Raw genomic sequence first — 12782 nt, 5'->3', positions numbered from 1 at the left:
AGCCGGACTACCGCTTCACCCTGGCCAACGAGCGCACGTTCCTGGCGTGGATCCGGACCGCGCTCGGCCTGCTCGCCGGGGCGGTGGTGATTCACCAGCTGGCCCCGCCGCTCGGGATCGCCGGGACGCACACCGTGCTCGCCGTCGGCTGCGTGAGCCTGGCCGTCGTGCTGGCCGGGGGTGCGTACTGGCGGTGGCGGTCGGTGCAGCGTGCGATGCGTCGCGACGAGCCGCTGCCCGCTTCGGCGTTGGTCCCGGTGCTCGCGGTGGGGGCTGTGGTCGTGGCCGTGATCGCCGGCGGCGTCGTCCTGCTCTCGTGATGCCGCCGGTCCGGGATGCAGGGTTGCAGGCGGAGCGGACAGCGCTGGCCTGGAATCGCACCGCGCTCGCGGCGGCCGCGTTGGCCGCGCTGATGCTGCGCGGCGCCGCGGTGAGCGGGTGGGGCATGGCGACGGTGCCAGGCGTGGCCTCGGTGGCGGCGGCGGTGGTCGCCGTCGCCACCGCGCGGGTTCGGGGCGCGCAGCTGGCCGCAGGGGTGACGGAGGCGCACGCGCTCCGGCCGGCTGCTGCCTGGGTGACGGCGGCGGTGCTGACCAGCGCGTTGTTCACGGGAATCGTCGGGTGGTGGACGTGAGTGGGCGGCGTTGACGGGCCTGCGCGCGGCCATCGCCCCCTTCTTGTCAATTCCTTCTAGAAAGTGAGGACAGAATGACAATTGGACTGAACAACGAGGACCGCGAGCTGCGGGATTCGGTACGTGGTTGGGCCGCGCGGCACGCGACCCCGACCGTGCTCCGGGAGGCCGTCGAGGCCAAGGTCGAGATGCGGCCGACCTACTGGGGCGCGCTCGCCGAGCTCGGCATGCTGGGCCTGCACCTGCCCGAGGAGGTCGGCGGCGCGGGCTTCGGCCTCGTCGAGCTCGCCATCGTCACCGAGGAACTCGGGCGTTCGATGGTGCCCGGTCCGTTCCTGCCGACCGCGGTCGTCTCGACCGTGCTGCACGATGCCGGTCGTACCGCGGAGCTGTCTTCACTGGCCGACGGAACCGTCTTCGGCGCCGTCTCGCTGCAGGCGGGCGGGCTGCGGATCAACCGCGACGGCGCGACGGTCACGCTGTCCGGCACGTCGAGCCACGTGCTCGGCGGTCAGGTGGGCGATCTGTTCCTGCTGGCCGCGCAGGACAACGGCGGGCTCGGCTTCGTCGTGGTTTCCCGAGACCGCCTCGAGGTCACCGAGCTGCCCAGCTACGATGTGGTCCGGCGAAACGCCGAGGTCACCGCGGACGCAATCGAACTCGCCGAGGGCGACGTACTCGCGCTCGACTCGGAGCGGGTCCTCGACATCGCCGCCACCCTGTTCTCCGCCGAGGCCGCGGGCCTCGCGGACTGGGCCACCACCACCGCGGCGGACTACGCCCGGGTGCGTCAGCAGTTCGGCCGGGTCATCGGCCAGTTCCAGGGCGTCAAGCACAAGGCCGCCCGCATGCTCAGCCTCACCGAGCAGGCCCGGGTCACCGCGTGGGACGCCGCTCGCGCGCTGCGCGAGGACGTGGCGTCGGCCGAGGCCTCGCTGGCCGCGGCGGTCGCGGGCGCCGTCGCGCCCGACGCGGCCTTCCAGGTCACCAAGGACGCCATCCAGATCCTCGGCGGCATCGGCTACACCTGGGAACACGACGCGCACCTGTACCTGCGCCGTGCCCAGTCGTTGCGAATCCTGCTCGGCTCCACCGCTTCCTGGAAGCGTCGGGTCGCGCATCTGACCATCGACGGCGTGCGACGGACGCTGAGCATCGAGCTGCCCCCGGAGGCCGAGCAGATCCGCGCCGACGTGCGCGCCGAGCTGGCACCGGCGATCGAGCTCGGGGGTGCGGAGTGTAAGGCCTACCTGGCCGAGCGCGGCTACACCGCACCTCATCTGCCCACGCCCTGGGGCAAGGGCGCGGACGCCGGCACCCAGCTCGTCATCGCCGAAGAGCTGCGGGCGGCCGAGCTGAAGCCGCACGACATGATCATCGGCAACTGGGTGATCCCCACCCTCATCGCGCACGGCAACCAGGCGCAGCTCGAGCGCTTTGTGCCGCAGTCGCTGCGCGGCGACGTCCTTTGGTGCCAGCTGTTCTCGGAGCCGGGCGCCGGCTCCGACCTGGCGGGCCTGTCCACCAAGGCCACCAAGGTCGAGGGTGGTTGGCGGCTCAACGGCCAGAAGGTGTGGACGTCGATGGCCCGCGAGGCCGACTGGGGCATCTGCCTGGCCCGCACCGACGCCGACGTGCCCAAGCACAAGGGTCTGTCGTACTTCCTGATCGACATCAAGAACTCCGAGGGCCTCGACATCCGGCCGCTGCGCGAGATCACCGGCGAGGCGCTGTTCAACGAGGTGTTCTTCGACGACGTCTTCGTTCCCGACGAGTGTCTGGTCGGCGAGCCGGGCGACGGCTGGAAGCTGGCCCGCACCACCCTGGCGAACGAGCGGGTCTCGCTCTCACACGACTCGTCCCTCGGTTCCGGTGGCGAGGCGCTGCTGGACCTGGCGGCGGACCTGCCGGGCGGGCTGGACGACGAGCAGCTGACCGTACTCGGAAAGGTGTTGTGCGACGCGCAGTCCGGGGGACTGTTGGGCCTGCGCACCACACTGCGTTCGCTCACGGGCGCGCAGCCGGGTGCCGAGTCCTCCATCGCGAAACTGCTCGGGGTCGAGCACATCCAGCAGGTGTGGGAGGTGGCGATGGAGTGGGCCGGCCCCACCTCGCTGCTCGGTGAGCAGGCGCGCACGTCCGACACCCAGATGTTCCTCAACTCGCAGTGCATGTCGATCGCGGGTGGTACCACCAATGTTCAGCTCAACATCATCGGCGAGCAGATGCTGGGCCTGCCCCGCGACCCCGAGCCCGGAAAGTAGACAAGACATGAGCAATCGCACCTTCGTGGTCGGCGTCGGCATGACCAAGTTCGAGAAGATCGAGAGCCGGGACTGGGAGTACCCGGACATGGTGACGGGGGCCGTCGGCAAGGCGCTCGCGGATGCCGGCATCAACTACTCGCAGGTCCAGCGCGCCGCGGTGGGCTTCGTGTTCGGGGCTTCCACCGCGGGGCAGCGGGCGCTGTACGAGACCGGGCTGACCGGGATCCCGATCTACAACGTCAACAACAACTGCGCCACCGGATCCACCGCGCTGCTGATGGCCCGCGAGTGGGTACAGGCCGGCTTCGTGGACTGCGCGCTCGCGGTCGGCTTTGAAAAGATGACCAAGACCGCCCTCACCGGTACCGGTGAGATGCCGAAGGTCACCACCCTCGACGACCAGCTGAAGATCATGATCGAGAAGTTCGGCTGGGGCAAGGGCCCGATGACCGCGCAGCTGTTCGGCAACGCCGCGGTCGAGCACATGGAGCGCTACGGCACCACCGCCGAGCAGATCGCCGCCGTCGCGGTCAAGAATCACAAGCACTCGGTGAACAACCCGTACGCGCAGTTCCAGGACGAGTACACCCTCGAGCAGGTCATGGGCGACAAGATGATTCACGCGCCGCTGACCCGGTCGCAGTGCTCGCCGACCTCCGACGGTGCCGGCGCCGCGATCGTCGTCAGCGAGAAGTTCGTGCGTGAGCACGGCCTCGAGGACCAGGCCATCGAGATCGTCGCGCAGGCGATGACCACCGACAGTGAGGCCGCGTTCGCCGACAAGTCGATGATCGACATCGTCGGTGCGCCGATGACGAAGGCCGCCGCCGAGCAGGTGTTCGCGGAGTCCGGCCTGACCATCGACGACGTCGACGTGATCGAGTTGCACGACTGCTTCGCGATCAACGAGATCATCACCTACGAGGGCCTCGGCCTGTGCGCAGCGGGTGAGGGCGGCAAGCTCGTCGAGTCCGGCGCCACCACCTACGGCGGGAAAGTGGTGGTCAACCCCTCCGGCGGCCTGATCTCCAAGGGGCATCCGCTCGGGGCCACCGGTCTCGCTCAGTGCGCCGAGTTGAACTGGCAGCTGCGCGGGCTCGCGGACAAGCGCCAGGTCGAGGGCGCAACCGTTGCGCTGCAGCACAACCTGGGACTCGGCGGCGCCTGCGTCGTCACGGTCTACAAGTCCGGCACCCTCTCGAAGGAGTCCTAGGTGTAGTTCCCAGGCAGGTTGCGAACGGTGTGGCGTGACGAAGTAGGCGAGGACCTCCGGTATCGGTGTGGTTACCACACACACCCCGACCACCGAGAGGTCCTCGTGTCACACGTTTATGCCTTCTTGACCCCACGCGGTCGTTTGGCCCTCGCCAAGCTCGTCGTCGAGGACGGCTGGTCTGTCCGCCGCGCTGCTGAACGATTCCAGTGCTCGCCGTCAACGGCGAAGACGTGGGCCGACAGGTTCCGTGTCGAAAATGAAGCCGGCACCGCTCCTCCCGTCCACACTCCTGCCGCTCCAGACACCGACTCGAACCGAACGGCGAATCATCAACATCCGGTTCACCAGGCGGTGGGGACCGCACCGGATCGCTTACCACCTCCACCTGGCGAAATCGACGGCCGAGGCGGTGCTGCGGCGCTACAAGATGGCGAAACTCGCGCACCTCGACCAGGCCACCGGGCTGCCCATCCGGCAAGCGCCTGCGCAACGCTACGAACACGACAAGCCGGGCGACCTGGTCCACGTCGACATCAAGAAGTTCGGCCGGATCCCCCGACGGCGGAGGGCACGGCAAACTCGGCCGCCAGGCAGGGCGACGTAATCGATCGGGGATGGGATACGCCTACCTGCACCACGCCGTTGACGACTCAGGGGCCCGGCAAAGTCGTGAGTGATACACGCTGAGCTGGGGTTTCAGTGCGAGATGACGCTCGACGAGAGCGCGGATTGGGGCGGGCACGACCGCCTCGGCGATGATTCAAGTTCCTACACAATCGTCACAACCAGGAACGAGTCGTGCCCGCAGCCTCATCTTCTCCCACGCCTGTTCCAGTGTCCGACACCGGGATCCTCGACGCGCTCGACTGGGTGCCCGATCCACGGGCCCGGCGTGGGGTCCGGCACCCGCTCACGGTGATCCTGTCGGTGTCCCTGGCCGCGGTGTGCGCCGGCGCGCGCTCGTTCACCGCCATCGCAGAGTGGGTCCATGATGCGCCGGCAGACGCGCTCGGGAAGCTGGGTGTGGCCGATCGGGTGCCGTCGGAATCGACGATCCGCCGCACCCTCGCCCGCGTCGACGCGGCCGTGTTGGACCAGGTCATCGGCATGTGGGCGTGGCTACGAACCCGGGTGGTCGACGGGCGCCGGGTGATCGCCGTCGACGGCAAGACGTTGCGAGGCGCGAGGGACGCGGCCGGGCATCTCACCCATCTGCTGGCCGCCCTCGACCACGGCAGCGGGGTGGTCCTCGGACAGGTCGAGGTCGGTGCGAAGACCAACGAGATCCCGCTGATCACCGACCTCCTCGCCCCACTCGACCTCACCGACGCGGTGGTCACCGCGGATGCCCTGCACTGTCAGCGGGCCACCGCCGAGTACATCGTCGGTCGGGGCGGGCATTACGTGTTCACCGTCAAGAACAACCAGAAGGTCCTGCGGGATCTGTTGAAGTCGTTGCCGTGGAACGCGATTCCTGTCTCGTCGTCGACCGGTGGGTATGGTCACGGGCGGCGGGAGCAGCGCACGATCAAGGCCACCGAGGTCGCCGGTGGGCTCGGGTTTCCACACGCCTGCCAGGTGTTGCAGGTGCGTCGCACCGTCACCAGGAAGGGCCGTAGATCCGTCGAGGTCGTCTACCTGGTCACCTCGATCCCGATGACCTCTGCCGCTCCGCTGCAGGTCGCCGGCTGGGTTCGCGGGCATTGGGCGATCGAGAACCGCCTGCACTGGGTCCGGGACGTCACCTTCGACGAAGACCGCTCCGCCGTCCGCACCGGCACCGGTCCGCAGGTGATGGCCACCATCCGCAACACCGTCGTCAGCGTCCTGCGGTTGGCCGGCCACGACAACATCGCAGCCGCGCTACGGCATCACGGCCGCGACCCGCATCGTCCGATCGATCTACTTCATGCCGCCTGACATGCAGCTATGCGACTTTGCCGGGGCCCTGACCTTCGACCCAGACCGCGATATCGAGGCTGTGACCCGGAAGCATGTGGTCTGCGAAGCGAACCGACAGACTGCCTATCGATGATGGATCGCCGTCCAACATCGTGTCCGCCAGCGCTTTGCACGTCACACCGTAGGTAGCCAAGCCGTGTAGGGTCGGGCGCTCGAAGCCGGCCTGTCGTGCGACTGCCGGGTCTACATGCATTGGGTTCATTCCCCCATTCAGCCGGTAGAGCAGGGCTTGGTCGTCCCGAGTAGTTCGGCGAATCATCCTGTCGGGTTCGCGATCGGGTAGTGCCGTTGGAGCCGATTGCGGCGGTGCGCCTCCGTATCCGCCTGCCCCGGCGGCCCAGACGCTCATCGTGCTGGTCCAGTAGGGCTCGCCCGCCGGGTCGCAGGCGGCCGCTTCCATCTCAATGATCGCGGCTCGTCCCTGGTCCCGTATATCGGTCAGCCGTGATGTGACCACTGCGGGACCCCTCCTGTCGAGGGAACGGTGCACGATCAGCTGTTGGCCTGCGTGAAGCAGTTGTGATGGCGGCACATCGATGCCCGGGAGCGTCGCGGTCCGCGGCGTTCGGGCGGTCGAGACCCCCTTTCCGGCGACGACAGCGAAGGTGGGAAACACCTGCAGGTCTCGCTCATATATCCACCTCTGCGCGGCGGCGTCGAGGGGATCGGAGCCTGCGCCGATGCTCAGGTGGTACAACAGAACGTCGCGCTCGGTCCACTGCACTGTCTGCACCGTCGGCGCTGCTGACAGTGCTGCGGCCACGTCGATCGGCATCAGATCACCTTCGCGGCGCGCAGCGCGGCGAAGTCTTCGTCGTCGAACCCCAGGATCTCTCGGTAGACCTCCTCGGTGTGGGCGCCCAGTGCGCACCCGAGGGCGTCGATGCGGCCTGGGGTTCTGCTGAAGTGCGGCAGCGGCGCAACCATCGAGATCTCACCGAAGTCCGGGTCGGTGACGTCCACGATGGTGCCCCGCTCACGGTAGTGCCGATCCGCGGCGATGTCGGCGACGTTCATCAGCGGCGATGCGGGAATGCCTGCTGCGCTGAGGGTCACGGTCACCTCGTCCGCGGTCCTTGCCGCGACCCACGCGGCGATCAACTGATAGAGGTGTTCAGGGTTCTCCGCGCGTGCGGCGCGGGTGGCGAAGCGCGGATCGTCGGCGAGTTCGGGGCTGCCCAAAACCTGTGTGAGCCGCCGGAACAGCGGGTCGGTGCCGGCGTGCACGGCGACCCGTCGCCCGTCTGCGGTGTCGAAGTCGCTTGCCGGAACCAGCGCCGGATTGCGGTTACCACTGCGTTCCCGGATCGCACCGGTGCTTGAGTACGCCAGTAGTGCGTCCTCGCTGGCCCGGAATCCCGCTTCGTAGAGCGAGGAGTCGATGATCTGGCCCTGCCCGCCGTTGGCGTCCCGGTGATAGAGGGCTGTCACGGTCGCGAAGGCGGTCAGGTATGCGGCCATGTAGTCGATCATCGCGAATCCTGTTCGGACCGGTGGCCGGTTGGGCTCACCGCTCACGTAGGTGAGCCCGGCGAACGCGCTCGCGATCCGGTCGAACGCGCCGCGGTCACGATACGGTCCTGTCAGTCCGTAGCCGGTGAGGAAGACGAACACGCCGTGGGGGTTGAGCGCTTGCATCGACTCGGGGGACAGGCCCCACTTTTCGAGTGTGGGTAGTCGATGATTGCTTACGACTACGTCGAACTTCGGGATGAGCTCGCGCAGGATCTGTTGCCCCCGCGGCTGTCTCAGGTCCAGGGTCACCGACTTCTTGTTGCGCCCTTCTTGTGCCCACTGGAGCGACCGACGTCCGGGGGTGCCGGCGTTGCTGCGGAGGAAGTCGCCCGTGGTCGGCTCCTCGATCTTGACGACGTCGGCGCCGAAGTCGGCGAGAAATGTGGTGGCAACGGGCGCCGCGATCACTGCGGAGATGTCCAGAACCCGTATTCCGTCCAGGGGCAGTTCGGTCATGTTCACCAGCATCTTTCTGTCGGGTGTCGCGAGTGGTAGTGACGAAATCTGTTCATGGGGGGCGCATCGGCGAATCCGACGGGTCAGGCGCCGATCCAGGCCTTCCCGAAGAGCATGATGGATTCCGTGGTCGGTTCGATGCCGTGCACGTCGTCGGCCCAGAGCGTGAAGGTGGGGGCGGAGCCCAGCGTGACGAACGGGACGGTGTCATTCACTAAAGTCTGCAGTTCTCCGCTCAGCGCCCGGCGTTCGTCGGAGTCGACACCGGTTGTCCGCAGCCTTGACAACAACGCATCCATGTCTGCGTTCGTGTAGCCCAGATAGTTGCTGTTCGACGAACTGTTCAGCGCTGCAGTGAGCTTGTTCACCGGCGCGGCGGCAGGCAGACCGATGGCGGAGTAGCTGATGTCGTAGTCGTGCTCGACATTAAGCTTCTTTGTCACATCGCCGGCGCTGCTTTGGAAGTCCAATGTCACGGTGAAGCCGACCGATTGAAGCATCGACTGTACCGCCAGCGCAGTGGTTTGCGACTTCGCCGCTGCGACACCCAGGAAAGTCAGGTGGCCGTCGTATCCGTCGTTCTTCGCCTCGTTCAGTAGCCGACTCGCCGTTTCGGGATCGTATTCGAGTCCGTCGACCTCACTGTGCATGGGCGACCATTCGGGGAAGATGACCGAGCCGGGAAGTCCTGTTCCCTTGTCGACGCGCTCATCGAAGGCATTTCGGTCGATCGCGTGGGCGATTGCCCGGCGCACGCGAATGTCGGCCCCGGGACGCCCCGGCCGATTGTTGATCATGGCAACGCTGCCGAGCGGGACTGTCTCGATGTAGCTGGAGTAGCCGTTCTCCCGCGCACGTTGCACGGCCTCGGAAGATCGTACGAACGCGACCTGAACGTCGTTCGCTGCCAGCGCCTCAATCTTCTCCATGTCACCGGTGAGACCGACGAAACGAAGCGTATCGAGATGTGGTTTCCCGTCCCAGTAGTCGGGCCGCGCCGCTAGCGCGAGTTCTTCATGCGGCCTGAAACGCTCGACCGTAAACGGTCCGGCGCCGATGGGGGTGAACCGGTCTCCCTCCAGCGAAGCCGGTGCCACGATCATGCCGTGCCCGCCCGCTAGCATCGCGGGAAACTCCGTCCACGGTTGCGTCAACGTGAAGGTGACGGTACGCGGGCCTGAGGCGGCCATGGAGACGATATTCGCCTTCCATAGCTGGCTCCCCGGACCGTTGGCCTGGTTGTACCTGTCGATGCTCCACATCACGTTCTGCGCCGTGACGCCAGTTCCGTTGCTGAAAGTGACCCCGTCCCGCAACTGCAGGGTCCACATCTGGCCGTCCGGCGAAGCTGTCAGGGCTTCGGCCATCTGAGGGAGAAACGACCCTGAGCTGGGCTCGTAGCGCATTAGGACGTCGTACACAGCGGCCATCTCGTTGCCACCTGTCGAGCCCAGGGCCGGTGTCTTGGTGGGGTCCAGCGTCGTCACGCTGGAGTAGGCGGCCATCGTCAGTGTGCCACCGCGCGTTGGGGTAGTCGGCTCTTGTCGATCGCCGACGATCCCGTTCTCGACGACACGCGCTGGGGAGGCGGCGATGTCAGCGCTGCCGGGCGCACACGCGCCAACGAGTGCAACAACTGCTGCGGCGCCGACGGTGAAGCGTGTGGAGCGGGCACGCCATCGTCGATCAGGGGAACGCACCGGCATCAGATCCTCCACCTAGTTAGCAGAATGTTAGTAGCAGAACGCTAGCAACTCGTTTCCTCATTTACAAGATCTGCGGGAGACTGGCGAGAAGGACTCGGCCGGAAACTGTTAGCGTTATGTCCATCAGGAGGAGGCGCGATGACCGATATATCGAACACCGAGATCACCGGTGCTCCTCGTCGGACCCGCGACCGAAAGGCGACAGAGCAACGGCTACTGGACGCCGCGCGACGACTACTCGCACGTGACGGCGTGCTCTCTGGACTCAACCTTCGCGAGGTGGCCGACGAGGCCGGTGTGAACCGTGGTCAGGTGTACCAATACTTCGGAACGAGAAGAGAATTGCTCCGGGCGGCCATTGCCCAGCACAGCTGGGAAGAGGCTCCGGTCTTCCAGGCTGACCGTGCGCTGCCTTTCACCGAGCGGCGCGAGCGTGTACTGGAAGAGACGATCCACGCGCAAGAAGCACTCAAACTGACCACGTTGCTTGTTCTGGACGGCGATCCCGATGTCCGACTCTTTCCCCATCTGGAACGTAGCCGGACCGACCTGCAACGCGACCGGGACAGCGGGCAGCTACACCCTGAATTGGATCCGGTGGCCGCGCACGCGATGACGGCAGCAATGAACTACGGCTACACAATCTTTCGGGAACAGATGAGTCGTGAAATCGGAGTTTCCGCCGAACAGCTCGACGAGCAAGTTGCCGCGGTAGCTGCCCGCATGCTCGCAGGCCTGGCTGGTCCGTCTACACGAAACGCGCCGTAGAGCGCGGGCGCTATGCGTCGAAAGGTGAACCAGGCGCTGAAATGATTTGACGCCAACGTGGGCGCGGCGTCTCGCCGGCGGTGCGAGTCACGCCCTAGGCAGCACGGATCTGCACGGGCATCGGTTGATCGGGAGCGATCGACCGAAGGGTCACCGCGCACGGGGGGCGGCGTAGCCATCCGATAGTCGTGCGCAACCTTCCGTAACCGGGCACACCATCCGGAACGGTGGGTTGGAGTAGCTTGATCGAGCCTGCGTCTACAGATCTCTCGCATACGTCGGTCGATCTCGCGACGACGGACGCCGACTGTCACGAAGAAGTCGTCGGGAGAGTAGGGGGCCCACCGCTGGGCGAAGGCGACGACTATGCCTTCATCGGCGGTGGGCATTCCTGATTCCTTCTCGATGCGACGTGGGGCTGTTCCATCGTCGGTTTCGCGACGACGGATCCAGGGTTCTGCAGCAGCGCTGCATAGAACTCGAATGTCGGCCGCTGATTACGTCCGTCATCCGGACGTCGCCGGGTGCTGCGTAGTCGCTTAGGGGTGTAGGGCCGACTTTCGTCACCAAGTAACACAGCGTGCAGTCCCCGTCGACCGCGACTCGACGACGTTAAGTATGTTTGTCGGGTCGTCCGGTTACGGGGTGAGATCGGCATGCGACGGGCGCAGCCTCCTGCCCCGCGGAACGCCGGATCGACGACTGGAGCCGGCAGGCCGAGCTGTGTCAGCCGATCTCACAGCTGCTCGGCGGGGATCCTCCCGATACAGCCGAATACTGTCGGTATGACGGCGCGGCGACTTCGTAGTCGAGTGCAGAAGAGTGCCGCGCAACGGGAGCGCCCGACCTGCACGGTGATACGAACGTTGAGTTCGCACGTCAGTGACCAGAATCATCGCTCACCCGGGGCTTGCAGTGTGCTGGTGCGACTTCGACGACGAAGTCACCAACAGTGCTATCAAGTTATCTACATCCCAGCAGCCAATGGAAGCGCGTCGATCGCACGGAGCGCCTGCCGGCCAGACGCCTAACGCTTGGAGATGGTCCCGGCCCGGTACAGCGTGACGACGCACGCACCACCGAGGCCGAGGTTGTGCTGCAGACCGACGCGGGCACCGTCGACCTGGCGGGCGTCGGCCTGGCCGCGCAGCTGCCACGTGAGCTCGGCGCACTGCGCCAGGCCGGTGGCGCCCAGCGGGTGCCCCTTCGAGATGAGGCCGCCGGACGGGTTGACGACCCACTTGCCACCGTACGTGGTGGCGCCGGACTCGACGAGCTTGCCGCCCTCGCCCGGCTCGCACAGGCCCAGGCCCTCGTACGTGATGATCTCGTTGATCGCGAAGCAGTCGTGCAGCTCGATGACATCGACGTCGTCGACGGTCAGGCCCGACTCCGCGAACACCTGGGCGGCCGCGGCCTTCGTCATCGGGGCGCCGACGACGTCGATCATCGACTGGTCCGCGAACGCCTCGGCGGTGTCGGTGGTGAGGGCCTGCGCGACGATCTCGATCGCCTGGTCCTCGAGCCCGTGCTCGCGCACGAACCGCTCGCTGACGACCACCGCGGCACCCGCACCGTCGGAGGTGGGCGAGCACTGCGATCGGGTGAGCGGCGCGTGGATCATTTTGTCGTCCAACACCTGCTGCAGCGTGTACTCGTCCCGGAACTGCGCGTACGGGTTGTTCACCGAGTGCTTGTGGTTCTTGACCGCGACGGACGCGATCTGCTCGGCGGTGGTGCCGTAACGCTCCATGTGCTCGAGCGCGGCGTTGCCGAACAGCTGCGCCGTCATGGGACCGCGGCCCCACTCGTGCTTGGCGGTCATCACCTTCAGGTGGTCGTCGAGCGTGCTGACCTTGGGCATCTCGCCGGTACCGGTGAGTGCCGTCTTGGTCATCTTCTCGAAGCCCACCGCGAGGGCGACGTCGACGATGCCGCCCTGTACCCACTCGCGGGCCATCATGAGCGCCGACGAGCCGGTGGCGCAGTTGTTGTTGACGTTGACGATCGGGATGCCGGTCAGACCGGTCTCGTACAGTGCGCGCTGACCGGCGGCCGACGGCTGGAAGACGTACCCGACGGCGGCGCGCTGCACCTGCTCGTACGAAATCCCGGCGTCGGCGAGCGCCGTACCTACGGCCTCGGACACCATGTCCGGGTACTCCCAGTCACGAGACTCGATCTTCTCGAACTTGGTCATACCCACGCCGACGACGAACGTGCGATTACTCATGCGTGTGGAACTCACTTTCCGGGAT

General features: G+C 66.5%; 10 protein-coding genes and 1 pseudogene. 7 read left to right on the top strand and 4 right to left on the bottom strand.

Annotated elements, in window-relative coordinates; genetic code table 11:
• Window positions 1-20 precede the first annotated feature (20 nt).
• From Q5696_RS13315 to Q5696_RS13290, 6 genes and pseudogenes are all read left to right on the top strand, one after another.
• Entirely contained in the window at window positions 21-320 is a 300-nt protein-coding gene (locus Q5696_RS13315; RefSeq protein ID WP_305095284.1) for a YidH family protein, read from the top strand.
• Window positions 320-634, top strand: a complete 315-nt coding sequence (locus tag Q5696_RS21485; protein ID WP_370654929.1) for a DUF202 domain-containing protein — start codon at window positions 320-322, stop codon at window positions 632-634. The genes Q5696_RS13315 and Q5696_RS21485 overlap by 1 nt, the downstream gene beginning before the upstream one ends.
• Before the next feature lie 74 nt (window positions 635-708).
• On the top strand, window positions 709-2898 hold the full coding sequence (locus tag Q5696_RS13305; RefSeq protein ID WP_305091809.1) for an acyl-CoA dehydrogenase family protein: 2190 nt from the start codon (window positions 709-711) through the stop codon (window positions 2896-2898).
• Between the two features lie 7 nt (window positions 2899-2905).
• A complete protein-coding gene (locus Q5696_RS13300; protein WP_305091808.1) occupies window positions 2906-4114 on the top strand; it encodes a lipid-transfer protein in 1209 nt (402 codons plus the stop codon).
• Between the two features lie 105 nt (window positions 4115-4219).
• A pseudogene (locus Q5696_RS13295) lies at window positions 4220-4767 on the top strand (helix-turn-helix domain-containing protein); the annotation flags it as partial.
• 184 nt (window positions 4768-4951) lie between these two features.
• Window positions 4952-6037: an ISAs1 family transposase gene (locus Q5696_RS13290; RefSeq protein ID WP_305091797.1), complete on the top strand. Its 1086-nt coding sequence runs from the start codon at window positions 4952-4954 to the stop codon at window positions 6035-6037.
• Between the two features lie 7 nt (window positions 6038-6044).
• Here Q5696_RS13290 and Q5696_RS13285 read toward each other — a convergent pair whose 3' ends face one another.
• The 3 genes from Q5696_RS13285 to Q5696_RS13275 all read right to left on the bottom strand — a co-directional run bounded on the left by Q5696_RS13285 (window position 6045) and on the right by Q5696_RS13275 (window position 9768).
• Window positions 6045-6854, bottom strand: coding sequence for a MaoC/PaaZ C-terminal domain-containing protein (locus Q5696_RS13285; RefSeq protein ID WP_305091807.1), 810 nt, complete (start codon window positions 6852-6854; stop codon window positions 6045-6047).
• Window positions 6854-8050: a CaiB/BaiF CoA transferase family protein gene (locus tag Q5696_RS13280; RefSeq protein ID WP_305091806.1), complete on the bottom strand. Its 1197-nt coding sequence runs from the start codon at window positions 8048-8050 to the stop codon at window positions 6854-6856. The genes Q5696_RS13285 and Q5696_RS13280 overlap by 1 nt, the downstream gene beginning before the upstream one ends.
• Window positions 8051-8133: 83 nt before the next feature.
• Window positions 8134-9768, bottom strand: coding sequence for an ABC transporter substrate-binding protein (locus tag Q5696_RS13275; RefSeq protein WP_305091805.1), 1635 nt, complete (start codon window positions 9766-9768; stop codon window positions 8134-8136).
• Window positions 9769-9894: 126 nt separating this feature from the next.
• Between Q5696_RS13275 and Q5696_RS13270 the strand changes: the two genes are divergently transcribed.
• Window positions 9895-10524 carry a TetR/AcrR family transcriptional regulator gene (locus Q5696_RS13270; RefSeq protein ID WP_305091804.1) on the top strand — a complete coding sequence of 210 codons (630 nt, stop codon included), beginning with the start codon at window positions 9895-9897 and terminating at the stop codon, window positions 10522-10524.
• Window positions 10525-11551: 1027 nt separating this feature from the next.
• Here Q5696_RS13270 and Q5696_RS13265 read toward each other — a convergent pair.
• On the bottom strand, window positions 11552-12757 hold the full coding sequence (locus Q5696_RS13265) for a lipid-transfer protein (protein ID WP_305091803.1): 1206 nt from the start codon (window positions 12755-12757) through the stop codon (window positions 11552-11554).
• Window positions 12758-12782: the final 25 nt, after the last annotated feature.

This window comes from Prescottella sp. R16, from assembly GCF_030656875.1.
Classification (GTDB): Bacteria; Actinomycetota; Actinomycetes; order Mycobacteriales; family Mycobacteriaceae; genus Prescottella.
Note: the sequence above shows the minus strand (reverse complement) of the source record. Positions and strands in the feature narration are given on the sequence as shown.